At 70.8% G+C, this 23,102-nt stretch carries 21 protein-coding genes; 10 read left to right on the forward strand and 11 right to left on the reverse strand.

Annotation, left to right across the window (positions count from 1 at the left end):
* Positions 1–98 precede the first annotated feature (98 nt).
* The 3 genes from ABT063_RS35185 to ABT063_RS35195 all read right to left on the reverse strand — a co-directional run bounded on the left by ABT063_RS35185 (position 99) and on the right by ABT063_RS35195 (position 2,752).
* On the reverse strand, positions 99–1,205 hold the full coding sequence (locus ABT063_RS35185) for a HAMP domain-containing sensor histidine kinase (RefSeq protein ID WP_351064142.1): 1,107 nt from the start codon (positions 1,203–1,205) through the stop codon (positions 99–101).
* Positions 1,202–1,939 (reverse strand): response regulator transcription factor, encoded by a 738-nt coding sequence (locus ABT063_RS35190; protein WP_351064144.1) that lies wholly within the window; start codon positions 1,937–1,939, stop codon positions 1,202–1,204. The genes ABT063_RS35185 and ABT063_RS35190 overlap by 4 nt, the downstream gene beginning before the upstream one ends.
* A 123-nt stretch (positions 1,940–2,062) precedes the next feature.
* Positions 2,063–2,752, reverse strand: coding sequence for a spermidine synthase family protein (locus ABT063_RS35195; RefSeq protein WP_351064147.1), 690 nt, complete (start codon positions 2,750–2,752; stop codon positions 2,063–2,065).
* A gap of 190 nt (positions 2,753–2,942) precedes the next feature.
* On the opposite strand from ABT063_RS35195, the gene ABT063_RS35200 reads away from it, so the two are divergent.
* The 3 genes from ABT063_RS35200 (at position 2,943) to ABT063_RS35210 (ending at position 7,248) form a co-directional block, all read left to right on the forward strand.
* Positions 2,943–3,794, forward strand: a complete 852-nt coding sequence (locus ABT063_RS35200; protein ID WP_351064148.1) for a rhomboid-like protein — start codon at positions 2,943–2,945, stop codon at positions 3,792–3,794.
* 318 nt (positions 3,795–4,112) lie between these two features.
* Positions 4,113–6,545, forward strand: coding sequence for an endopeptidase La (gene lon, locus ABT063_RS35205; RefSeq protein ID WP_351064149.1), 2,433 nt, complete (start codon positions 4,113–4,115; stop codon positions 6,543–6,545).
* A 199-nt stretch (positions 6,546–6,744) separates the two neighbouring features.
* A complete protein-coding gene (locus tag ABT063_RS35210; RefSeq protein WP_351064151.1) occupies positions 6,745–7,248 on the forward strand; it encodes a MarR family winged helix-turn-helix transcriptional regulator in 504 nt (167 codons plus the stop codon).
* A gap of 76 nt (positions 7,249–7,324) precedes the next feature.
* Here the strand turns inward: ABT063_RS35210 and ABT063_RS35215 are convergent, their stop codons facing one another.
* A complete protein-coding gene (locus ABT063_RS35215) occupies positions 7,325–8,113 on the reverse strand; it encodes a hypothetical protein (protein ID WP_351064153.1) in 789 nt (262 codons plus the stop codon).
* A 380-nt stretch (positions 8,114–8,493) separates the two neighbouring features.
* On the opposite strand from ABT063_RS35215, the gene ABT063_RS35220 reads away from it, so the two are divergent.
* Genes ABT063_RS35220 through ABT063_RS35240 form a run of 5 tightly spaced genes read left to right on the forward strand, consistent with a single transcriptional unit; the run spans position 8,494 to position 14,177 of the window.
* Complete coding sequence (locus ABT063_RS35220) at positions 8,494–11,271, forward strand: sensor histidine kinase (protein ID WP_351064155.1); 2,778 nt, start codon at positions 8,494–8,496, stop codon at positions 11,269–11,271.
* Entirely contained in the window at positions 11,268–11,819 is a 552-nt protein-coding gene (locus tag ABT063_RS35225; RefSeq protein WP_351064157.1) for a roadblock/LC7 domain-containing protein, read from the forward strand. The genes ABT063_RS35220 and ABT063_RS35225 overlap by 4 nt, the downstream gene beginning before the upstream one ends.
* Positions 11,816–12,235 (forward strand): DUF742 domain-containing protein, encoded by a 420-nt coding sequence (locus tag ABT063_RS35230; protein WP_095755634.1) that lies wholly within the window; start codon positions 11,816–11,818, stop codon positions 12,233–12,235. The genes ABT063_RS35225 and ABT063_RS35230 overlap by 4 nt, the downstream gene beginning before the upstream one ends.
* On the forward strand, positions 12,216–12,872 hold the full coding sequence (locus ABT063_RS35235; RefSeq protein ID WP_351064158.1) for a GTP-binding protein: 657 nt from the start codon (positions 12,216–12,218) through the stop codon (positions 12,870–12,872). The genes ABT063_RS35230 and ABT063_RS35235 overlap by 20 nt, the downstream gene beginning before the upstream one ends.
* Positions 12,873–12,923: 51 nt before the next feature.
* Entirely contained in the window at positions 12,924–14,177 is a 1,254-nt protein-coding gene (locus tag ABT063_RS35240; protein ID WP_351064160.1) for a styrene monooxygenase/indole monooxygenase family protein, read from the forward strand.
* Positions 14,178–14,287: 110 nt separating this feature from the next.
* On the opposite strand, the gene ABT063_RS35245 is transcribed toward ABT063_RS35240, so the two are convergent.
* The 5 genes from ABT063_RS35245 to ABT063_RS35265 all read right to left on the reverse strand — a co-directional run bounded on the left by ABT063_RS35245 (position 14,288) and on the right by ABT063_RS35265 (position 17,870).
* Positions 14,288–14,524 (reverse strand): hypothetical protein, encoded by a 237-nt coding sequence (locus tag ABT063_RS35245; protein ID WP_351064162.1) that lies wholly within the window; start codon positions 14,522–14,524, stop codon positions 14,288–14,290.
* Positions 14,525–14,602: 78 nt separating this feature from the next.
* A complete protein-coding gene (locus ABT063_RS35250; protein WP_351064163.1) occupies positions 14,603–15,706 on the reverse strand; it encodes a C40 family peptidase in 1,104 nt (367 codons plus the stop codon).
* 130 nt (positions 15,707–15,836) lie between these two features.
* Positions 15,837–16,136 (reverse strand): DUF8847 domain-containing protein, encoded by a 300-nt coding sequence (locus tag ABT063_RS35255; RefSeq protein ID WP_351064165.1) that lies wholly within the window; start codon positions 16,134–16,136, stop codon positions 15,837–15,839.
* A gap of 54 nt (positions 16,137–16,190) precedes the next feature.
* Entirely contained in the window at positions 16,191–16,838 is a 648-nt protein-coding gene (locus tag ABT063_RS35260) for a TetR/AcrR family transcriptional regulator (protein WP_351064166.1), read from the reverse strand.
* Positions 16,839–16,931: 93 nt separating this feature from the next.
* The gene (locus ABT063_RS35265; RefSeq protein WP_351064167.1) at positions 16,932–17,870 is read right to left on the reverse strand and encodes an AurF N-oxygenase family protein; all 939 of its coding nucleotides are present in this window, start codon (positions 17,868–17,870) and stop codon (positions 16,932–16,934) included.
* A gap of 123 nt (positions 17,871–17,993) precedes the next feature.
* Between ABT063_RS35265 and ABT063_RS35270 the strand changes: the two genes are divergently transcribed.
* Positions 17,994–19,121: a ferritin-like domain-containing protein gene (locus ABT063_RS35270; RefSeq protein ID WP_351064168.1), complete on the forward strand. Its 1,128-nt coding sequence runs from the start codon at positions 17,994–17,996 to the stop codon at positions 19,119–19,121.
* Here ABT063_RS35270 and ABT063_RS35275 read toward each other — a convergent pair.
* A complete protein-coding gene (locus ABT063_RS35275) occupies positions 19,115–19,432 on the reverse strand; it encodes a hypothetical protein (RefSeq protein ID WP_351064170.1) in 318 nt (105 codons plus the stop codon). The two genes, ABT063_RS35270 and ABT063_RS35275, sit on opposite strands and share 7 nt — an antisense overlap.
* Positions 19,433–19,681: 249 nt before the next feature.
* Between ABT063_RS35275 and ABT063_RS35280 the strand changes: the two genes are divergently transcribed.
* Positions 19,682–21,640 (forward strand): sensor histidine kinase, encoded by a 1,959-nt coding sequence (locus tag ABT063_RS35280; RefSeq protein WP_351064172.1) that lies wholly within the window; start codon positions 19,682–19,684, stop codon positions 21,638–21,640.
* On the opposite strand, the gene ABT063_RS35285 is transcribed toward ABT063_RS35280, so the two are convergent.
* The gene (locus tag ABT063_RS35285; RefSeq protein WP_351064174.1) at positions 21,617–23,092 is read right to left on the reverse strand and encodes a penicillin-binding transpeptidase domain-containing protein; all 1,476 of its coding nucleotides are present in this window, start codon (positions 23,090–23,092) and stop codon (positions 21,617–21,619) included. The genes ABT063_RS35280 and ABT063_RS35285 overlap by 24 nt on opposite strands.
* Between the last annotated feature and the right edge of the window lie 10 nt (positions 23,093–23,102).

The raw sequence follows: 23,102 nt of genomic DNA on the forward strand, positions 1-23,102 counted from the left end.
CGGGCCCCAGCGCGACGACGGCGCGGGCCTGTGCCTGATCACACGTGTCCGGCAGCGCGGACGCCCGTGGATCTTGTGGCTCCGCTTCGAACTTTACGTCAACTTGGCAAAGATGGAAGTCCCGGAAGGGTGACAAGAATCCGGCAACCCCGCTCGGATTCGGCCACTCCGATCCGGCCCCCGTGCAGATCCACCGCCCAGCGGGCGATCGCCAGACCGAGTCCCGTGCCGCCGTCGCTGCCGGGGCCGTGCGGCCGGCTGACGTTGCCCCGGTTGAACCGCTCGAAGACGCGACGCCACTCCGAGCGGGGAATGCCGGGGCCCTCGTCGAGAACCTCCAGCTCCAGCGACTCCGGGGCGCTCCCGCGCCGCGCCTTGACCGTGACCCGGCCGTGCGGCGGGCTGTGCTTGACCGCGTTGTCGAGCAGGTTGGCGACGACCTGGTGGATCCGCTCCGGGTCGGCGTGCGCGGTCAGTTCCGGCGGGGACACGTCGAGGTGCAGATGGACGTCCGTACGGGTGTGGCTGCCGGAGCCGGACGCGATGCCCGCGCGCGCTGAGGCGACCATGTTGGCCTCCTTCAGCACGCCCGACAGGTACGGCCACACCTCGAAACGCCGCTTGCGCAGCGGTACGACCCCGTTGTCCAGCCGGGACAGGTCGAGGAGGGTCTCCACGAGACGCCCCAGACGCTCGGTCTGCTTCAGGGCCGTACGCATCGTCTCGGGGTCGGCCTCCGTGACGCCGTCGACGATGTTCTCCAGGACCGCCCGCAGGCCCGCGATCGGCGTGCGCAGCTCGTGCGAGACGTTCGCCACGAGCTCCTTGCGCTGCCGCTCCTGGGCCTCCAGGTCGTCCGCCATACGGTTGATCGTCTGGGCCAGGTCGCCCAGCTCGTCGCGGTGGTTCTCACGCACCCGGCGCGTGTAGTCACCGTGCGAGATGGAGCGGGCCACCGCGTTCATCTCGTCCAGCGGCGCGGTGAGCGAATGCGCCACGAACTGTGTGAGCAGCAGTGTGGCGATCATCGAGAAGACCGTGATGAAACGCAGCTCGGTCTCGGTGCGCACGGCGATCAACGTCAGACCCGTGGTGATGAACACCGAGATGACGACGAGCGCGCCCAGTTTGGTCTTGATCGAGAACGGGCGTACGCCGCCCCAGGCGTCCCCGAGGCCTCTCCGTGCGGCCGGCCCGTCGCTCATGGCGTCGGCGTCTCCAGGGCGTAGCCCACGCCGTGCACCGTGCGGATCCGCTCGGCGCCGATCTTCCGCCTCAGCGCCTTGATGTGGCTGTCGACCGTGCGGGTGCCGGAGGCGTCCGCCCAGTCCCACACCTCGGCGAGCAGCTGCTCACGGGAGAGCACCGCGCGCGGGGTGTTCGCCAGGCACACGAGCAGGTCGAATTCCGTCGGCGTCAGGTGGACGTCCTCGGAGCGCACCCGTACCCGGCGCTGCGCGTGGTCGATCTCCAGTTCGCCCAGGCGCAGGATGCCGCTGCGCGGCGTGGCGGCGGCCAGCGCGGCCCGCTCCACCCGGCGCAGCAGTACGTGCACGCGCGCGGCCAGCTCACGCATCGAGAACGGCTTGGTCATGTAGTCGTCCGCGCCGACACCGAGTCCGACCAGCATGTCGGTCTCGTCGTCGCGCGCGGTGAGCATCAGCACCGGCACCGGCCGGGCGGCCTGCACGCGCCGGCAGACCTCCAGACCGTCGAAGCCGGGCAGCATGATGTCGAGGATCAGCAGATCGGGCTGCCAGGCCTCGGCCGTGTCCACGGCGGACGGACCGTCGCTCGCCGTTTGCACGAGGAATCCCTCGGCGCGCAGGCGGGTCGCGATGGCGTCCACGATCGTCGGATCGTCTTCGACGACCAGGACTCGGCGCTGTGCACCCGGAGTCGTCGCCGTGCCGTTGTGGGAGGTGTGTGTCTGCTCCATCGCCCGCCCCTGAGGTGTGCTTTCCGGAACCAGTGGGGTGATTCCTTGTCTGCGCATGACTGCGATTGACGCTTGAATGATCGGCGTCAGGGGTGCAGCGTACGGGGAGTCACCTCGCATTTGCTATCCAGGCCGGACGGCGAGGTGTACGACGTCGGGAACGCCCCGGGCAACCGGGATCTCTTCGGTACGCACCCGTTGGAACCCGGCATTCCGCAAGGTTCCCTCGAATTCCGGAGAGGGCTTGGCCGACCACACGGCCAGGACTCCTCCCGGTCTCAACACCCTTGCGCAGTTTGCCAGTCCGTCCGGCGAGTAGAGACCGCGGTTGCCCTCGGTGACGGTCCAGTCGGGGCCGTTGTCGACGTCGAGACACAGGGCGTCGAATGTGTCGGAAGTCTCATTGACGAAAGCGACCAGATCGGTTTTCAGAATTTCGGTACGCGGATCGGCCAGAGCCCGCGAGGAGAGCGCGGACAGGGGCCCGCCGAGATGCCAGTCGATGATGGCGGCCTCGCGCTCGACGACCGTGATCCGGCCCCACCGGGGATTCTCCGCGGCGTGTGCGAGCGAGAAACCGACACCGAGGCCGCCGATGAGCACACTCGGCCGCGCCCGCCCGCCGAGGGCGTCGAGTGCCGCGTCGACGAGCCGCCGCTCCGAGCGGCCGTCGGAGGTGTCCATCAGGAAGCAGCCGTTGGCGACGATCTGCAGCAACGCGCCGTGCCGGCGCAGTACGACCTCGCCGTGGGGGCCTTCACGACGGTCCAGGACTTCGGGAGGGGTGTCGGGAATGTCGTACGAGGTGGCCATCTGCCCATCCTGGCACTTCGGTGAGGCAACGCCCGAGTGAATTACCGGGCCGGGACGGTGATTTGGCGGTAGCCGTCCGCTCCGGTTCGAACCTGACAAGTTGCTGTGAATGCGGACCTCCGTGGCGCCGGTCATAGACAGCGCCGGGCGGGGCGCGAAGGGTGAGGTGTGACGGAAGGAGCGCCTCACCGTGGAACGGACTGCGACGGCCGGCACGACGGCGGCTCCGAACGCGCCCGGCGCGCCGCACGGGACCGCGTCTCCGGCCGTGCCCCCTCCGCCGTACGACGCATGCCTGCCCGCCGTCTCCGGGCTGCTGGACGCGATGCCGCGTCAGCGGGGCCAGGGCCCTCGGTCCGCCCCGCCGCAGGATCCTGTGCGGGTCGCCAGGGACCGCTCGCTCCGCCCCTGGCGCCTGCTCCCGACCCCCACCGGGACGCCGTTCACCTTCGGGTACGCGGCCGTCCTCACCGTCACCTCGCTGATCACCGAGTACGCCGACCCCGCGCTCGTGCACACCCTGCACCAGGCGTCCAGCACCGATGTGGCGCACCTCGTGCAGACGCCCGCGCTGGTGCTGGTGGCCAGCGCGCTGTGGATCGCGGGCGGGATCCTCTCGCCGTTCGCGATCGGCTTCCTGCTCGTCCTGACCGCGCTGGAGCGCCGGATCGGCGGGGCGCGCACGGCCTGCGTCTTCCTGCTCGGGCACGTCCTCGCCACCCTCGCGACCGAGGTGCCGGTGGGGCTCGCGGTACTGGTCGGCCACCTCCCCGACAGCTCGCTGCACCGCCTCGACTACGGCGTCAGCTTCGGCGTCGCCGCCGGCGTGGGCGCCCTGGCCGGACTGCTCACACCCTGGCTGCGCCGGCCGCTCCTGGCCGCCTTCGGCGGCATGCTGACCCTGGATCTGCTCGCGTTCACGGACCCGATGACGGACTGGGGCCACCTGGTGGCGTTCGCCATCGGCATCGCGACCTGGCCGTGGGTACGGCGCTGGGCCGGGGCCTGGCCGCTACGGGACCCCGTGCCCGACGGCGCCTGATTCGTGAGCCCCCGGAAGAGGTTCCACTTGCTGATGTCCGGGTCGTGACTGGCGGTGACGAGGGCAGTAGTTCGGCGTCCGTCGCCCGCCACGGCCGTAGCTCAAGGCCGCCGGGAAGGCCGAGGGCCGGCTGGGCGTTGTCGGACATACCCCCAGCAGGCCCCACCGGGGTATCGGAGCGGTCATCCGCGCATGACGACAGGCCCGCGTTCGGGGCCCTGCGAGGTGATCGCTCACAGCGAACGCCGCCCGGGGAACAATCCGAGGCTCACGTGCATTGAGTCGGCATAGCTCAACTTGACTGCCGAAGGGGAGATCATGGCTGCTGAGTCCACGGCGTTCACACCGCTCGCCCTGCCCGTGCTGCCGCTCGACGACGAGGTCGTGCTGCCCGGGATGGTGGTTCCGCTGGACCTGAACGACGCCGACGTACGCGCCGCGGTGGAGGCCGCCCAGGCCGCCGCCCGGTCCGAGCCCGGAAAACCGAAGGTTCTCCTGGTGCCACGCATCGACGGGACGTACGCGGGCACGGGTGTGCTCGGCACCGTCGAGCAGGTCGGCCGGCTGGCCGACGGCGACCCGGGCGCCCTGATCCGCGGCCGGGGGCGGGTGAAGATCGGCGCGGGGACGACCGGGCCGGGTGCGGCGCTGTGGGTCGAGGGGACGCGGCTCGACGAGCGCGGGCCCGAGCCGCTGCCGGGGCACGTCACCGAACTGGTCAAGGAGTACAAGGCACTGGCCACGGCCTGGCTGCGCAAGCGCGGTGCCTGGCAGGTCGTCGACCGGGTGCAGGCCATCGACGATGTCTCCGCCCTGGCCGACAACTCCGGCTACTCGCCCTTCCTCACCACCGACCAGAAGGTCGAACTCCTCGAGACCGCCGACCCGGTGGCCCGCCTCAAGCTCGCCACCCAGCAGCTGCGCGACCACCTCGCCGAGCAGGACGTCGCCGAGACCATCGCCAAGGACGTCCAGGAGGGCGTCGACAAGCAGCAGCGGGAGTTCCTGCTGCGGCGGCAACTGGAAGCCGTACGCAAGGAACTGCGCGAGCTCAACGGCGAGAAGGAGGGCGAGGAGTCCGACGACTACCGTGCCCGCGTCGAGGCCGCCGACCTGCCCGAGAAGGTCCGCGAGGCGGCCCTCAAGGAGGTCGACAAGCTGGAGCGGTCGAGCGACCAGTCGCCCGAGGGATCGTGGATCCGCACCTGGCTCGACACCGTGCTCGAACTGCCGTGGAACGAGCGAACCGATGACAGCTCTTCCGCGTACGACATCCAGGGAGCGAAGGAGATCCTCGACGCCGAGCACGCGGGCCTTGAGGACGTGAAGGAGCGGATCACCGAGTACCTGGCGGTGCGCAAGCGCCGCAGCGACCGGGGCCTGGGTGTCGTGGGCGGCCGACGCGGCGGTGCCGTACTGGCCCTCGTGGGCCCACCCGGCGTCGGCAAGACCTCGCTCGGCGAGTCCGTCGCCCACGCCATGGGCCGGAAGTTCGTCCGGGTCGCCCTCGGCGGCGTCCGGGACGAGGCGGAGATCCGCGGACACCGGCGTACGTACGTCGGCGCGCTGCCCGGTCGTATCGTCCGCGCCATCAAGGAGGCCGGGTCGATGAACCCGGTGGTCCTGCTCGACGAGATCGACAAGGTGGGCTCGGACTTCCGCGGCGACCCGGCGGCGGCCCTGCTGGAGGTGCTGGACCCCGCGCAGAACCACACCTTCCGGGACCACTACCTGGAGGTGGAGCTGGACCTGTCGGACGTCGTCTTCCTGGCGACGGCGAACGTCCTGGAGGCCATCCCGGAGGCGCTGCTCGACCGTATGGAACTGGTCCGGCTCGACGGCTACACCGAGGACGAGAAGATCGTCATCGCGCGCGACCACCTGCTGCCGCGCCAGCTGGAGCGGGCGGGGCTCGACAAGGACGAGGTCGCCGTCGACGAGGGCGCGCTGCGCAAGCTCGCCGGCGAGTACACGCGCGAGGCGGGCGTCCGCAACCTGGAGCGGTCCATCGCGCGGCTGCTGCGCAAGGTCGCGGCCCAGCATGAACTGGGCGAGCGGAAGCTGCCGTTCACGGTCGGCGAGGGCGACCTGCGCGACCTGATCGGCCGGCCGCACCACGTGCCGGAGTCCGCGCAGGACCCGGCCGAGCGGCGCACGGCGGTGCCGGGCGTGGCGACGGGCCTCGCGGTCACCGGAGCGGGCGGTGACGTCCTGTTCGTCGAGGCGTCCCTCGCGGACCCGGAGACGGGCGCGGCGGGCCTGACCCTGACGGGCCAGCTGGGCGACGTCATGAAGGAGTCGGCGCAGATCGCGCTGAGCTTCCTGCGCTCGCACGGCGCGGAGCTCGAACTCCCGGTGGCCGACCTGAAGGACCGGGGCGTGCACATCCACTTCCCGGCGGGCGCGGTGCCGAAGGACGGCCCGAGCGCGGGCGTCACGATGACGACGGCGCTGGCGTCGCTGCTGAGCGGACGGCTGGTACGGACCGACGTGGCGATGACCGGCGAGGTGTCGCTGACCGGGCGGGTCCTGCCGATCGGCGGTGTGAAGCAGAAGCTGCTCGCCGCGCACCGGGCGGGTGTCACGACGGTCGTCATCCCCAAGCGCAACGAGCCGGACCTGGACGACGTCCCGGCGGAGGTGCTGGACAAGCTCGACGTCCACGCCGTCACCGACGTCCGCCAGGTCCTGGAGCTGGCGCTGTCCCCGGCGACGAACGGGGCCGCGCCGGAGGTTCCGGTGGCGGCGTGACGGACGCCATCGGATAAGGCAAGGCCCGGGTTCTCGTGAGGGAGATCCGGGCCTTCGCCGTATGCGGGGTGGCTCAGCCGGCGGGAAGCCGGTCCGGAGGGTGCCGTTGGTCTAGCCCTGCGAAATACTGACGGAGCTGCGGCGATGACGCGATTTGGCGGAGCGTTTCAGGACCGGGAAGACCGAGGCAGGGGCTGACGTGCACGTAGACAGGAACGGCGACGAGAACGGCGACGGACGCCGAGTCGAAGCCGAGGTGTCGCCGAATGGTGCGGACCGGGAGTTCCTCGCGCTGGAGCGTGAGCTGACGGTTCTGCTACGGCGGGCTCGGGCGTCGTCGGGCGAGATGGCCCGCGAGGTCCATCCGGACCTGGAGTCGGCGGCGTACGGCCTTCTCGTACGCCTGGACGAGTGCGGCCGCCAGCGTGCCACCGAGCTCGCCGCCTACATCGGCGTCGGCAAGGCCACCATGTCCCGTCAGCTGCGCGCCCTGGAACACCTCGGCCTGATCGCCCGCGAACCCGACCCCGCCGACGGCCGAGCCTGGCTCGTCCACCTCACCGAGGAGGGCCGCAGCCGCGTGGGCAAGGTCCGCGAGGCCCGCCGGGCACGGTACGTGAGCCAGCTCGCGCACTGGGATCGGCGGGAGGTGGCGGAGCTGGCGCGGTTGCTGCGTCAGCTGAATCGGGGGATGGAGAAGTGAGGCAGGGAGGGTTTGGCGGGCGCTCTGGGTTGGCTGGGGTGAGCGCCGGTTGGTCCGTTGCCGTTGGCCCGGTAGGTCACAGCTCCACGTACACCACCGTCGCATCGTCATGCGTCTTGCTCCGGCCCAGATACGCACGCTCCTCCGCATCCCCCCGCTCCAGCTCCCGCACCCGCTCCACCAGCGCCCGCGCACCCTCCTTCCGTACGAAGGTGAAGCAGTCCGCCCAGCCGCCCTCCCGGAACTTCTCCACCCATCGCGTCGCCCCGTCCGTGAGTGCGACCAGGGTGCGGACCTCGGAGCGGGGCAGGGCGCCCGTCACCGCCCTCCCCGCCACCGACGGATCCGCCGCCGCCGTGAAGAAGCCGCCCTCCTTGTTGCGGACGGTGGAGTCGACGAGTGCGTCCGTGGCGAGGGCCGAGCGGGGGAGGCGGGAGATGCGGTCGTCCAGGGCGGGGGTGACCGAACCGGTCGGTGATTCCAGCAACAGCGCCGAGTCCGACAGCACCAGGTACTCGACCGTCTCCGGGGACCAGCGGGCCACAACCACCGTTGCCTGAGGGGTGCGTGGGTGAGAAAGGTCACAAGTGGCCGAGTGGGACTCGGCTGTTCGGAGAATCGCTTGTGACAGGATCTCCGGCAGCGTCACATCTCGGCGGGAAACGGTCAGTTCGGTCAGGGCCCCGCCGAGGCGCGCGGTGAACCAGGGCACGGAATGCAGACAGCCCGTGGCGTCCTTCGGTGGTGTCACCCCGTCCAGGATCACGAGTGCTCCACCCAGTCCGGAAGCCGGAAGTCCGACACTCGCGAAGTCCTCGTTGGGGCGGGTCGGATCACCAGGGGCCGAAACAAGTTCCGTACGCATCCGGCCAGTCTGCACGAGCTCTTCACAAGGTGCGCGAAAGGCTGCCATCGATTGCCGAATTAACGAACCTTCGCAGGTCAGGAGCCTGTTTTGGGGTGGAATGATCCGCTCCGGGAAGGCGTGGCGGCGAATACTGCCACCGCCCGCCGCAGACGTCCAACCGGCCCGCCCGGCAAGAGTGTCGGATGCGCCGCGGGAACTTGCCCGCCAACTCTCCTCCGATGTTCACTCCTTTGGGTGGCGGGTCTGGCTGATGCGCGGCCACTGCCCACCGGCACTGGGAGGGTCGGGGTCCGTAACTGCGTGTACGCAGAGTCGGCACTAGTGGCGGAGCGTAACCCGGGCCCATGGGTACTCACGAGTCAGGAATGCGAGCACCGGTGCAGAAGACGCGGCCTCGTCGCACAGGCAAGCAGGCGGCCTCCGGCAAAGGGGTGGAGCCCACGCCCGGCACCGCCAACTCCGGCATCGGCTCCGACACCCCTGTCGGCAAGGGCCGGCCCACCCACGTACGCACCCGGCTCATTCTCGCCGTCGCCGTCGTGGCCGCCGCCATAGCCGGGGCCGGCGTCCCCTCCGTCGTCACCGCCTCCGGGGAGCTCAGCGACGCGCAGGATCTGGTGACCCTCGCCGAGCAGACCCAGGACGCCCTCGCGCTCGCCCACTCGCTCGCCGACGAGCGGGACGAGGTCACCTCCTACATCGCCGCCGGGCGGTCCAAGTCCAAGGCGCCCAGCGAGCAGCGCAGCGTCCGCGTCGACCGGCAGGTCGAGGAGTTGCGGGCCGACGGGGCCGCGCCCGCCTCCCTGCGCGGCGACCTCGACGGCATAGACGCCGTACGGCGAGCGGCGCTCACCGGCAAGAGCAGTGCTCTCGAGGCGCACCAGGCCTACTCCACCACCATCACCGAGCTCCACCGGCTCGCCGAGGGCCTGGCCGAACGGATGCCGCCCCGCGCGGGCTCCGGTACGTACTCCCTCGCCGAGCTGGACTCCGCCGTCCAGCAGGCCGCCGCCGCCCGCGGGCTCCTCCTCGCCGCCCTCAACGTGCCGACGACGACCCAGACGGTCATCGACCCCGTCACCGGCCTGCCGACGACCGAGAGGACCTCCTCGGACGCCGACGCCAGGCAGCGTGACGCCCTGACCGCCGCCGCCCAGCAGGCCCGCCTCCGCTCGGACGCCGCCCTCGCCGACTTCCAGGACTTCGCGCCCAAGGCCGCCGTCACGTCGTACGACTCGACCGTCACCGGCCCCGAGGTGAACTCCGCCGAGAAGTACCTCGCCACCCTCACCGACCAGCCGACCCTGAGCGACGGCGAACTCGGCACCGGCGCCACCAAGGTCGACGCCGCCCTCTCCGCCCGCATCGACGCCATGCGGGGGGCGGAGGCCGCCCTGTACGACCGCCGGGTCAAGGACCTCGCGCAGCTGAGGGACGACGACGTCACCGCGCTGGAGATCCGTATCGCCGTCCTCGGCGCCCTCCTGCTGCTGGCCGTCGGCATCGCCACCGCCATGGCCCGCACCCTCACCCGGCCGCTGTCCGTCCTGCGGCGCGGCTCGGCCCGGCTCGCCGAGGCGGAGGACCCCACCGCCCAGGAACCGGTCACCTTCACCGGCCGCAACGACGAGTTCGCCCAGGTCGTCCGCTCCGTCAACGCCCTGCACGCGCACGCAGTCGCACTCGCCGAGCGCGTCACCACCCTGGAGGCCGACCGCAAGCACCTGGTCGGCCAGCGGCAGAAGATGGCCGACGCCCGCGAGCAGCTCAAGAGCGAACTCGCCGATTCCGCCGCCCAGTTGGAGCGGCTGCGCACCGGCATCTCCGCCACCTTCGTCAACCTCGCGCTGCGCACCCTGGGCCTCGTCGAGCGGCAACTCGCCGTCATCGAGGGCCTGGAGGAGCGCGAGCAGGACCCGGACCGGCTCGCCACGCTCTTCAAGCTCGACCACTTCGCCACGGTCATGCGCCGACACAGCGAGAACCTCCTCGTCCTCGCCGGCACCGAGCATGTCCAGCAGAGCGCGGGACCGGTCCCGCTCGTCGACGTCGTACGCGCAGCGGTCAGTGAGATCGAGCGGTACGAGCGTGTCCGCATCGCCGCGCTGCCGCCGCACGCGCACGTGGCCGGCTTCGCCGCGGACGACCTCTCCCACCTGCTGGCCGAACTCATGGAGAACGCCACCTCGTTCTCCCCGCCCGACCTGCCCGTCGAGGTCTCCGGCTGGCTCCTGGAGAGCGGCGAGGTCATGCTCTCCGTCCAGGACGAGGGCATCGGCATGACCGCCGAGCGGATGAGCGCCCTCAACTCCCGGCTCGCCGACTTCGACCCTGAGACGCCGTACGACTCCTACGACCACGAGGGCGAAGAGGGGCTCGGCCTCGGCCTGTACGTCGTGGCCCGCCTCGCCCACCGGCACGGCGTGCGGGTGCAGCTGCGCGAGCAGAAGCAGGGTGGCGTCGCCGCCGTCGTGGTCCTGCCGAAGTCCCTGCTGGCGGCCGCACCGTCCGCCGCCGTCCCGGCGTCGTCCTCTTCCTCGCCGGTCACCGCGGACACGCACAGCTTCTCCCTGCCGGGAGCGGACGCGGAGGTCAACTCCAACGTCCTGCGCGGCCGTTCGGAGAGCGGGGACCCGCTGGTGGCGCTCGCGGAGAAGGCCGTACGACAGTCCGAGGCGACGCCCCCGGACGAGGACCCGGCACCGCAGACTCCGGCACCGGAGACCCCGGCCGAGACCACGATGGCACTCCTGGTCCCGACTCCCGCGGCCGCCGACGGTGAGGAGGCCCCACAAGGGCCGCCCGCACCCGACGACGAAAGCAGCACGGGCGGTGCGGGTGGGAACGAACCCGTCGAAGGCGAAACCGAGACGGAACACGAACGCGCCCCGGATGAGCAGCTCACCGACAAGGGCCTCCCCAAGCGCACCCCCAAGATCACCGCCCCCGCACCGCCGCCCCGCCAGCGCAGTGCCTCCGTGGACGCCGAAGCTCTCCGCCGCCGCCTCGGCGGCTTCCGCCGGGGGGCGGAGGCCGGCTACCGCGACGTAGAGGCGGAGATTTTCGAACAGACCGGCCAGACGAAGAGGCCGGCAGCAGGACCCGCAGGATCCGAAGAAGCCACGGGGGGCACAGTCGAGGAGGCAAGCAGTTGACCGCGCCCAGTACCTTCGGACTGAGCCGTGAGGCCCGCAATCTTCACTTTCTGCTGACCAATCTCGTCGAGGAGGTACCAGGCATCCGGTCGGTCGCCGTCGTCTCCTCCGACGGCCTGCTGCTGCTCTCCTCGGAGCCCGGCCTCCCCCACGCTCGAACAACCTCGCGCGGGGGGACCCCCATCGCCGAGGCACGGGAAACCCGCGACGAAAAGCTCACCGGCCCCCGCGGCTCCTCCGCCGACCTCGCCACCATCGTCTCCGGCATCGGCAGTCTCACCATCGGCGCCGCGAAGCTGATGGAGTCCGGGCCCGTGAAGCACACGATGGTCGCCATGGACGAGGGCAGCCTGTTCGTGATGTCGATCAGCGACGGCTCGCTGCTCGGGGTGCACGGTTCGGCGGACTGCGACATGAGCGTGGTGGCGTACCACATGGCGCTGTTCGTGGGCCGCGCCGGACACGTTCTGACGCCCGAACTCCGCAGTGAGCTACGGCGGTCCCTGGAGAACGAACTGGAGTTCAAGGCGACGGGGAGTACCCGATGACCAGTACGCCGAAGAAGCTTCCCGTGCGCGGCGCGGACCGCAAACCCGCCCGCGTGCGCCCCTACTCGCTCACCGGCGGGCGTACCCGCTTCGGACACGTCCTGCTGGTGGAGACGTTCGTAGCGAGCACCGCGGCCCTCGAAGCCCCCGAGGACCGCAAGGAACTGACGAATGGTTCCCTCACCACCCGGGTCATGCCGGAGATGCGGGCCATCGTCGAACTGTGCCGCCGTATGCGCACGGTGGCCGAGATCGCCGCGCTGCTGAAGATGCCGCTCGGCGTGGTCCGCGTGCTGCTCAGCGACCTCGCGGACCAGGGAAAGATCCGTGTGTACGGAACCGGAACCGGTCACGGCACGGGCCGTCCGGACCGCGCTCTGCTGGAAAGGGTGCTGAGTGGACTCCGTCGTCTCTGACGCCGCCCGTGGCGTCCCCGCCCCTAGGGGCGTCTCCCCGTTCGTCGAGGCCGACGAGGACCTCAAGTCCTGGCAGACGGACCCCACCCGGGCCCCCATCGCCACGAAGATAGTCGTGGCGGGCGGTTTCGGCGTCGGCAAGACCACGCTGGTCGGCGCCGTCTCGGAGATCACGCCCCTGCAGACCGAGGCGCTGATGACCGAGGCGAGCGAGGAGCACGACGACCTCACCGCCACGCCCGGCAAGATGACCACCACCGTGGCCATGGACTTCGGCCGCCTCACGCTCGACGACGACCTGGTGCTCTACCTGTTCGGTACGCCGGGCCAGCAGCGGTTCTGGTTCATGTGGGACGACCTGGTGCGCGGTGCGATCGGCGCGGTCGTGATGGCCGACACCCGGCGCCTGAAGGACTGCTTCCCGGCGCTGGACTACTTCGAGAGCTGCGGACTGCCGTACGTCGTCGCGGTGAACCACTTCGACGGCAGCGAGCTGTTCGAGCCGGAGGACGTGCGGGAGGCGCTCACGATCCCGCCGCACATACCTGTCATGATCATGGACGCGCGGCGCCGGATCTCGGTGATCGAGACGCTGCTGGCGCTCGTGGCTCACGCACTCGAGGAAACCCCCGAGTAGTCGTCCCCGTCAGTCATTGTCCAGTCGTCGTCGTTAGGAGCCCGCACCCGCATGCGGAAGATACTCGTCGTCGGAGCCGGCCAGTCCGGGCTCCAGCTCGCCCTCGGACTCCAGTCGCACGGGTACGAGGTCACCCTGATGTCCAACCGGACCGCGGACGAGATCCGCTCCGGCCGGGTGATGTCGACGCAGTGCATGTTCCACACGGCACTCCAGCACGAGCGCGACCTCCAACTGAACTTCTGGGAGTCCCAGGCCCCGAAGATCGAAGGACTCGGCGTCTCGGTCGCGGCCCCCGGTTCGCACGACCCAGGCCCGACGCAGCGGGCGATCGACTGGGTGGGCAAGCTCGACGGGTACGCGCAGTCCGTCGACCAGCGGGTGAAGATGGCCGGCTGGATGGAGACGTTCGCGCAGCGCGGCGGCCAGCTGGTCATCCACGGCGCGGCGGTCGGCGACCTCGACTACTTCTCCCGGACGTACGACCTGGTGCTGGTGTCGGCGGGCAAGGGCGAGCTGGTGCAGATGTTCGGCCGGGATCCCGAAAGGTCCCCCTACAGCGAACCGCAGCGGGCCCTGGCGGTCTCCTACGTCCACGGCCTGGGCCCCCGCCCGGAGCACCCGGACACGGAGGCGGTCCGCTGCAACCTGGTCCCCGGCGTCGGCGAGCTGTTCGTCATGCCGTGCCTGACCACCTCCGGCCGCGCGGACATCCTCTTCTGGGAGGGCATACCGGGCGGCCCGCTCGACGTCTTCAACGGCGTCAAGGACCCGGCGGAGCACCTCTCCCTGACCCTGGAACTCATGGAGAAGTTCGTTCCCTGGGAACACGCGCGGGCCGGAAAGGTCGAACTGACCGACGCGGGCGGGGTGTTGAGCGGCCGTTACGCTTCCACCGTCCGCAACCCCATCGGCCGGCTGCCCGGCGGCGGCCTGGTCCTCGGCGTCGCCGACGTGGTCGTCGCCAACGACCCGATCACCGGGCAGGGCTCCAACTCGGCGTCCAAGTGCGCGGCTTCGTATCTCGCGTCGATCCTCGAGCACGGGGACAAGGAGTTCGACCAGGCGTGGATGACGGCGACCTTCGAGCGCTACTGGAACACCGCCCAGTACGTCACCAAGTGGACCAACGCGATGCTGGCTCCGCCGCCGGAGCATGTGCTCAACCTGATCGGTGCGGCGGGGCAGCTTCCGCCGGTCGCCGATCGGTTCGCCAACGGGTTCAATGATCCGGCCGACTTCGAGAACTTCTTCTACGAGCCGGAGAAGACGGAGGCCTATCTGGCCTCGGTCGCCGGAGCCTGACCGGTTCCGGTCGCGTTGGGCGCTCCTCGAACGCCCCTTGGAAGGCCGTCCTGCGGGCCTTCCAAGGGGGGCAGACGGCAGCCGTAGGCGAGCGCGTCCGGCCGTTTCACTCACTCACTGTCGAGGACCATGCGCCTCGCCAGTTCCTGAACCTTGTCGCGCTCCATGGTCATCATCGCCGGGTCCAACACACTGGCGTTGTCGCCCAGTTCGATCTTGACCACGTCCTGCCACTGCTCCGCGAGGGCCTCCTGGGTCTCCCGGGGCTTCCGCCGCAGGATCTGCCGCTCGCCCTCGTCGAGGACCGAGAGAAACGCTTCCAGAACGGGGTTCGAAAGGCTGGTCATAGCCCACACCTCATCTTCTTTGCCGGTTCACCGCTGGTCGGTCAACGCCTCCATGCTTGCCACGAAACAGCCGACAGCTCACCCTGAGTGACCCATTCGGGGTTTCGGCGGCGAGGGCTTGAGCGCTGTCGGGGGCGCGGGTGGTCCGTCCGGGCGTACGGCCCCCAGGACCGGGTTGGCCGCGATCGGTGAGACCTTGATCTTCTCGCCGGGTCTCGGTGCGTGCACCACCACCCCGCCGCCGAGATACATCGCCACGTGCGTCGCCTCGGGGAAGTAGATCACCAGGTCCCCGGGTCTCAGCTCGTTCAGCGGGATCCTCGGCAGCCGTGCCCACTGCTCCTGGCTGGTGCGGGGAATGGGCGTTCCGGCGCTCGCCCACGCCTCGGACGTCAGGCCCGAGCAGTCGTACGACTTCGGGCCCTCCGCACCCCATTCGTACGGCTTCCCGAATTGCTGTACGGCGTACCGCAACGCACGGTCGCCCTCCGTGGACGGTTTCGGGTCGTCGCTGAGCGCGCCGGACGCCATGAACTCCTTCTGGGCCTTCGCGATACCGTTCTTCTCGAACTCGGCCAGTGCGGTGAGCTGTTCGGCGGTGAGGGAGGCGAGGAGTTCCTCGACGTCCTTGAGGCGCTTGTGTACGGCGTCCCGGTCCTTCTTCTGCCGTTCGGCGAGGGCGAGTTGCTTGTCCAAGGCCTTGCGGGCCTCGCGCGTCAGCTCACCGGCCCTCTTTTCACCGGCCGTCAGCTTGCCCACCGTCTCGGCTCGCTCCCGCGCCAACTGGCCGATCACATGGCCCTGGTCGAGGGCGTGCTGCGGGTCGCGCGCGAGCAGCAGCCGTACGTACGGGGAGATGTCGGTGCTGTTCTGGTACTGCTGCCGGGCCAGACGCCCTGCCGCCCCTCGGCTGTCGTGCAGGGAGAGCCGTGTGCGGGCCAGCTCGGCGTCCAGCCGGGCCACCTCGGCGCGCTGCTTCTTCAGCCGCTCCTCGGTGGCGTTGTAGGTCTCGGTGGCCCGCTCGGCCTCCCGGTACCGGCGCTGAAGGTCCGTCAGCAGTTCGGCGACCGGGCGCTGACCCGGTGCGCGGGGCTCGGGGGCGGCCGCCGCGGGCAGGGGTGCGAGGGCGGTGCCGGCCGCCATCGCCGCCGTACAGACCAGACGCAGAAGCCTTCCTGACACGTCATCACCTCCGGTTGCGCGGCAGGCGGACCCTCCGCGCCGTTCCGCACCGTGAGGATTAGACGTATAGGAGGATTAGACGTGTATGCGAGGTCCGCGCCCCGCGTGTGCGCGGTTCGGCGCAACGAGGTCACCCGTCGGTGTCGTCCGGCTTGCCGCTCTGCCCGGCGCCCGGCTTGGACCAGGGCCACTTGAGCCTGCTCCCGCGTTCGCCCTCGGGGTCGTACTCGTACCTCCACCCCTGCTGGAACCCCAGCCTGCTGTGCCCGCGCGGCACGCGGCGGTAGACGAGCACGGTGGGCGGGCCGCCGGCGGCGTCCGGGACGGGGATGCGGTACGTCTTGGGCGGGTGTCCGGTGGGGCCCAGCAGCACGGGCAGCACGCGGCCGTCCATGGGGCCGCCCTCGAACGGGGTGTCTTCGCTCTTCACGGCACCAGTGTCGGCCATCGGCCATCGGCGATCGGATATCGGCCGCCGGTCGTCTCAGACGTCCTCCGCGAGCACCCCGACCAGAGCCGAGGTCTGCGGGTCGCGGCGCGCGGTCACCGACAGGACCGCCACGAACTGCTCGACGAGCCAGTCCCGCAGCTCGTCGGCGGGCGGCTGCTTGTCCTCGTCCAGCCAGATGAGGGAGGCCGCCTCGACCGCCGTGATCCACATGCGGACGGTCATCCGCAGCCGGGAGCCGGGCTCCGTGACCTCCAGGTGCCGCAGGATGTGCTCGGCCGCTGCCCGCCGTACGCCGTCCACGATGGCCGTCGTACGGGAGGTCTCCACGACGCTGCCCCCTTGGAGCAGCGCGCTGAAGCCGGCGTCGTGCTGGTCGACGAAGGTGAGGTAGCGGTCCAGGGCGCGGGCGAGGCGGGGGAGGAGCGGGCCCTCGCGGGGCTCGTCGAAGCACTGCTGGAGCTCCTCGGCGGCGGAGCGCAGGGCCGCCTCGTACAGCTGCTGCTTGCCGCCCGGGAAGTAGCGGTACACCAGGGGCCGCGACACCCCGGCCGCCTCCGCCACGTCGTCGAGCGACACGTCCTCGGGCACGCGGTGCGCGAAGAGGGTGAGCGCGGCGTCGAGGAGTTGGCTGCGGCGTTCCTCGACGCTCAGGCGGCGGTACGCGGGGGCCTGGGGGGTCATGACCAGCAGCGTATCGGCCCCGGCCCACACAACGCAGGTGAGCGGGGGCGATGCGTGCCAGCCCCCGCGTCTGCGGCCTGATCCAGAAGGGCCCTAGGCCAACAGGCCGGACGACCTCCACAGCCGCCGCCCGACCCCCCGCAACACCCCGATGTCGTCGAGGAAGTCCGTGAGCCGCTTCGCGCCCGTCCGCATGACCTCCTGGCGGTGCCCGCTCGCCTTCACCTGCGCCATGGCCTCCCGCTTGTCCAGTCCCACGTTCGTGTAGACCTCGGGATTCACGAACGCCACCGAGAACACCCGCGCGAACTCACCGGAGGTGACCCGGGTGAACTCCTGCGACCACTTCGGCGCCGTCACCATCTGCCGCCGCAGCTCCTCCCGGGCGTACCGCACATGCCGTGCCTCCTCCACCACGTGGATCCGGGTCACGCCCCGGATCAGCGTCTGCACCCGCTCGTCCGGGAAGGTCAGCCGCTGCATCCAGTCCAGGACTTCTTCCCCGAGCAGCGTGGCCGTGAAGGAACCGGGCGTGGTGGAGATCGTCTTGAACAGCCGGCCCAGCGCCTGGTGCGGCCGGCTCACCGGGTACCAGGGCGTCCCGCCGTGCGCGATCAGCCGGGCGAACATCTTCGAGTGCCGGCACTCGTCCTCGATCTCGGTGAGCGCGTACCGCACGTGCGCGCTCGTCGCCGCCTTGTCGTAGATGTGCCGCACGAGCAGCTGCATCAGGATGATCTCGAACCAGATCCCCAGCGAGGCGAGCGCGGCGGCCTCGTGCCGTGACAGCAGGATCCGCTGCTCCTCGCTCATCCGCTTCCACATCGGGGTGTCGTACAGCGACACCAGCTCCGGCGGCCAGAACCACTTGCCCTCCTCGACGGGAGCGTCCCAGTCCAGCTCCTTGTCCGGGTCGAAGGAGTGCTTGGCGGAAGAGGCGAGCAGCCGCTCGGCCACCTGCTCCCGGTCCTTGAGCAGACCGAGCGCGTCGCGCAGCCCGTCGAGCGCGTCGGCTTCCGTCAGGGTCGTCATGGCTGATTCACCTCGTTACCCGGGGTCACATCGTCCGAGACTTATGAGACTGCTTGTCAGCAAGGCCGTCAATCCCTTCCGCGCGACTTGTTGACTCGGCGTCTACGTGTGAGCCTGCGGGGCATGCCGACAGACGAGCTGTACGCCAACAACCCCGGAAACCAGCTCTGGCAGGTGCCCGCGACCGGCGCGGCACGCTTCAGCTGGGAGTACGACGACGGCCGCGACCGCCTCCTCGCCCTCTACCAGAAGGGCAAGGACAAACAGTGGGACGGACAGCGGCGCATCGACTGGGATCTGGAGGTCGATCCCTACGACGCCCTCGGCACGCCCGACGAGGCGATGTCCCTCTACGGCACCCCGCACTGGGCCAAGCTCACCGACCGGGACAAGGGCGAGCTGCGGCAGCACTACGCCTCCTGGCAGTTCAGCCAGTTCCTGCACGGCGAGCAGGGCGCGATGATCTGCGCGGCGCGGATCGTGGAGTCCGTCCCCGACCTCGACGCCAAGTTCTACTCGGCGACCCAGACCATGGACGAGGCCCGGCACGCCGAGATCTACGGCCGTTTCCTGCACGAGAAGATCGGGCTGCTCTACCCGATCAACGACAACCTCCAGTCCCTGCTCGGCGACACCCTGCGAGACAGCCGCTGGGACATGCCGTACCTGGGCATGCAGGTGCTCATCGAAGGCCTGGCACTGGCCGCCTTCGGCATGATCCGTGACACGACGGACAAGCCCCTGCCGAAGCAGATCCTCGCCTACGTCATGCAGGACGAGGCCCGTCACGTGGCCTTCGGCCGGATGGCCCTGCGTGACTACTACAAGCAGCTCACCGACGCCGAACTGCGCGAACGCGAGGAGTTCGTCATCGAGGGCTGCTACCTGATGCGCGACCGGCTGCGCGGCGTGGAGGTCCTGGAGAACTTCGGCATCCCGAAGGCGGAGGCGGAGGAGTACAGCGAGCGGTCGGAATTCCTCGCCCTCTTCCGGAAGTTGCTCTTCTCCCGCATCGTCCCCTGCGTCAAGGACATCGGGCTGTGGGGCAAGCGGCTCCAGCAGGCCTACGTCGACATGGGCGTCTTCGAGATGGGCGACTCCAACCTGGATCTGCTGATGTCCCAGGACGAGGAGATCGCCGAACAACTCGACGCGGAGCGCTTCGCGGCGGAGGAGCGGGAGCGGGTCGCGGAAGTGGCGGAGGCGATCGAGGCCGGGGGGTCCAAGGACGACCCCGGGGCCTCTCAGTAGGACGTCGGTCCGAAGTCCGGCGGTTCGGGGAAGACCACCGCGTCGATGCACTCCGCGATCTCGTGCGGGAGTCGGCCGAGCGGTAGCTCACCCGTCTCCGTCACGGCCGGCTCCCCGAAGGTCTCCGCGTAGGCGGACCGAGGACCGGTCAGCGTGAGGCTCAGGCCCTGCATCTCGTCCACCTCGAAGCCGCGTTCGCCGAAGAACGCGCGGACCCGCGCGACCTGTTCCGGGGCGGGGAGCATCGCCGCGACGGTCGATGCCCTCGCGTGGGCAGTGGGCGTCTGCGGAGCGAGAATCACGTGGGACAACAGGGGATTCTGGGTCACGGTAAGTCCAAGGCCGAACGGGAGATGTTGACCTGGGCGGGTTCCAACGCGGCGGCTGTCGTCATGGCCGAACGATAGGTCGGCGGGCCGCGTCCGGCCCAGATCACTTCTCGGCCGGTGAGAATCGTCCACGTTTCACAGCGGTCCCGACCTGCGCGTGAGTACCTGTGTACCGCCGCCTTACGGGCGGGAAACTGTCCTCTGACCGGCCCGCCCGTAGCCTCGTCGGGCATGACGGGGAACGTACCGACCATCCTCCGCTCCACCCTGAGGGCGCCCGCGCTGCCCGGCTGGAGCTCCATCCGCGGCCGTATGGCCATCGTGCTGGCCGTCCCGACCTGCCTGCTGCTCGCCCTGATCGGGATCGGCGCCGCCGATCGCGCCGCCGACTGGTCCGCCGCTCGCGCGACCGAGGCGCACGTCGGCGTCCTGCTGCGCGTGCAGGATCTCGTCCGGGAGGTGCAGCGCGAACGCGGGCTGACCAGCGGGCTGTTGGGCGGCGCCGAGGAGTACCGGGACGACGTGCGCGCCCAGCGGGGCCGTACCGACGAGGCGCGGGAGGCGCTGAGAGCGGCGCTCTCGGAAGAGAGCGGTGAGCTGCCGCGGGCCGCCGTCTCCGCCCTCGACACCGCCGAGGCGCCACTCGCCGCGCTCACGCGGACCCGGGTCGACGTCGACGCCGGGACCGCCGGCCGCGCCGCCACCCTGACGACCTATACCAAGGCCGTCACCGCCCTGATCGACGCCGAGTCCGCCGGCACGCCCGACGGCGACCGCCGTATCGCCCAGGGCGTGCAGGCGCTCCAGGCGCTGGCCCGCGCCACGGAGGCCGTCGCTCTCGAACGAGGCTCCCTCAACGGGGTGTTCGCCGCCGGGCGCTTCCGCTCCGGCGAGTACCTCGACTTCACCGAGATCCGTGCCACCCGTGTGGCCGCTCTCGACCAGTTCCGCCAACTGGCCACCCGCGACGAGGAGCCCGCCCTCGACGACACCTTCGCGACCGCCGCCGCCCGCCGCGTCACCGGCTACGAGCAGCAGGCCGAACGCGGTGCCGACGGCTCCGCCCTGGCCGTCGCCCCCGCCCGCTGGTGGGCCGACATGACGACCCTCGTCGACGATCTGCACGACGTGCAGAAGCAGGTCGGCGACGACGTGGGCGTCCGGGCGGAGGAGACGGGGGGCGCGGCCACGCGTCAGCTCGTCGGCTTCCTCGCCCTCGGCGGGCTCATCCTCGCCGTGGCCACCGCGCTCGCCGTGTTCTCGGCCCGCTCCATCACCCGCCCGCTGGGCGCCCTCGCCGACGAGGCGGACGCGGTGGCCGGCGCCCGGCTGCCCGCCGTGGTCCGGCACATCCAGCAGGCCGACCCCGACACCCCGCTCCCCGAGGAACCACAAACCCCCCGACCTCCCGGAAGCGCACGGGAGATCAGCCGCCTGGCCGCCGCCCTGCGCAACGTCGAACGCACCGCCGTCGACCTCGCCGCCGAACAGGCCGTCCTGCGCCGCAACAGCACCGAGTCCCTGGCCAGCCTGGGCCGCCGCAACCAGACACTCCTCAACCGCCAGCTCGGACTGATCACCACCCTGGAGAGCCAGGAGCTCGACCCGGACGCGCTCTCCGAACTCTTCGAACTGGACCACCTCGCCACCCGCATGCGGCGCAACGCCGAGTCCCTGCTCGTGCTGGCGGGCGAGGAGTCCCCGGCCCGGATCTGGCGGGGCACGGTCGCCGTGCACGAGGTCGTGCAGTCGGCCGTCTCCGAGGTGGAGCAGTACCGGCGCGTCGCCGTGGCCGGCGTCGAGCCGTGCCGCGTCCGCGGCCACTGTGTCGCCGAACTCTCCCATCTGCTGGCGGAGTTGGTGGAGAACGCGCTGATGTTCAGCCCGCCGAAGCAGCCCGTCGAGGTCTACGGCTGGCGGGACGGCGGCGAGTACTGCCTCGCCGTCCTCGACCGGGGCATCGGCATGACCGCCGAGCGCATGGCGGAGGCCAACGCCCTGCTGTCCGCCCGGGGCTCCTTCCTCAAGGCGCCCACCCGGTTCCTCGGTCACCACGTCGTCGGCGCCCTCGCCGCCCGTCTCGGCGCGCACGTCGAGCTGCGGCCGACCGGCGGCTCGGGCGTGACGGCGTACGTGGCCCTGCCGAGCTCGCTGGTCCAGGAGGTGTCAACCGCGGCCGCCGCGCGATGAGCCGAGCACCGCCTCCATCACCGCCCGCGCGATCGGCGCCGCGTCCCCGCCGCCGCTGATCTCCCCGCGGTCCGCCTCCGCCTCCTCCACCACCACGGCGACCGCGACCTTGGCCTCCATGTCCCGGTCGCCCCGCGCCCAGGAGACGAACCAGGCGTACGGCGTGCCGGAGTTGCCGAGGCCGTGCTGGGCCGTGCCGGTCTTGCCGCCGACGGTGGCGCCGGGGATGGCGGCGTTGGTGCCGGTGCCCTTCCTCACCACATCCTCCATCAGCTTCCTCATCCGGGCGGCGGTCGACGGCTGCATCGCCTGCCGCACGGGGCGCGAGCCGGCCGTCGTCAACGTGACGCCGCTCGCCCGGGTCCTCCGCTCCACCAGGTACGGCTGCCGCACCTGCCCGCCGTTCGCGACCGCCGCCGCGACCATCGCCATCTGGAGCGGGGTGGCCCGCGTGTTGTACTGGCCGATGGACGACAGCGCCAGCTGCGCCCTGTCCACGGTCGTGTCGAAGGTGCTCCGCGCCACCGGGAAGGGGATCCGCAGGGACGTGTCGTTGAAGCCGAAGGCCTGCGCGGTGGCCGTCATGCCGGCCACGCCCACGTCCGCCCCCAGCTTCGCGAACACCGTGTTGCACGACCACTTGAACGCCTCCCGCAGGGAGAGGTCCTCGCAGCCGTCGGACTCGTTCGTCAGCCTCGTCCTCGTCCCCGGCAGGGTGTAGGGGTCCGGCGAGTCGGTCGGCGCGTCGAGGTTCTTGATCACGCCCGCGTCCAGCGCCGCCGCCGCGGTGACCACCTTGAAGGTCGAGCCCGGCGGATAGGTCTTCCGCACCGCCCGGTTGAGCATCGGCTTGTCCACGTCGCGGTTCAGCCGCGCCCAGGACCGGCCCACCGCCGCGTTGTTCCCGGACAGCGCCCCCGGGTCGTACGACGGGGTCGACACCAGTGCCAGGATCCGCCCGGTCGACGGCTCGATCGCCGCCACCGCGCCCTTGCGGTCGCCCAGTCCGTCGTACGCCGCCTGCTGCGCGGCCCGGTTGAGGGTGGTCACGACGTGGCCGCCGGGGTTCTGGGAGCGGGTGAAGTCGTTCCACAGCGGGAGCGGCGAGAGCATCGGGTCCGTGCCGGACAGGATGTCGTCCTCGGCGTGCTCCAGCAGGCTCGTCCCGTACTCCTGCGAGGCGAAGCCGGTGACGGGCGCGTACAAGGGGCCGTCGGCGTACGTCCGTTCGTAGCGGAGCTGCTCGCGGGTGTCCCGGGAGCCGGTGACCGGCTCGCCGCCGACCAGGATGTCGCCGCGGGGTTGGCCGTAGCGGGCGATGCTGGTGCGGCGGTTGGCCGGGTTGTCGTCGTAGGACCGGGCCTGGAAGACCTGGATGCGGGCGGCGTTGACCACGAGGGCCACCAGCAGCAGGGCGCAGAAGCAGGCGGCGTGCCGGATGTAGCGCGTCAAGACGCCTCCT

It is taken from the genome of Streptomyces sp. NPDC002838 (assembly GCF_040295365.1).
In the GTDB taxonomy this organism is placed as follows: Bacteria; Actinomycetota; Actinomycetes; order Streptomycetales; family Streptomycetaceae; genus Streptomyces.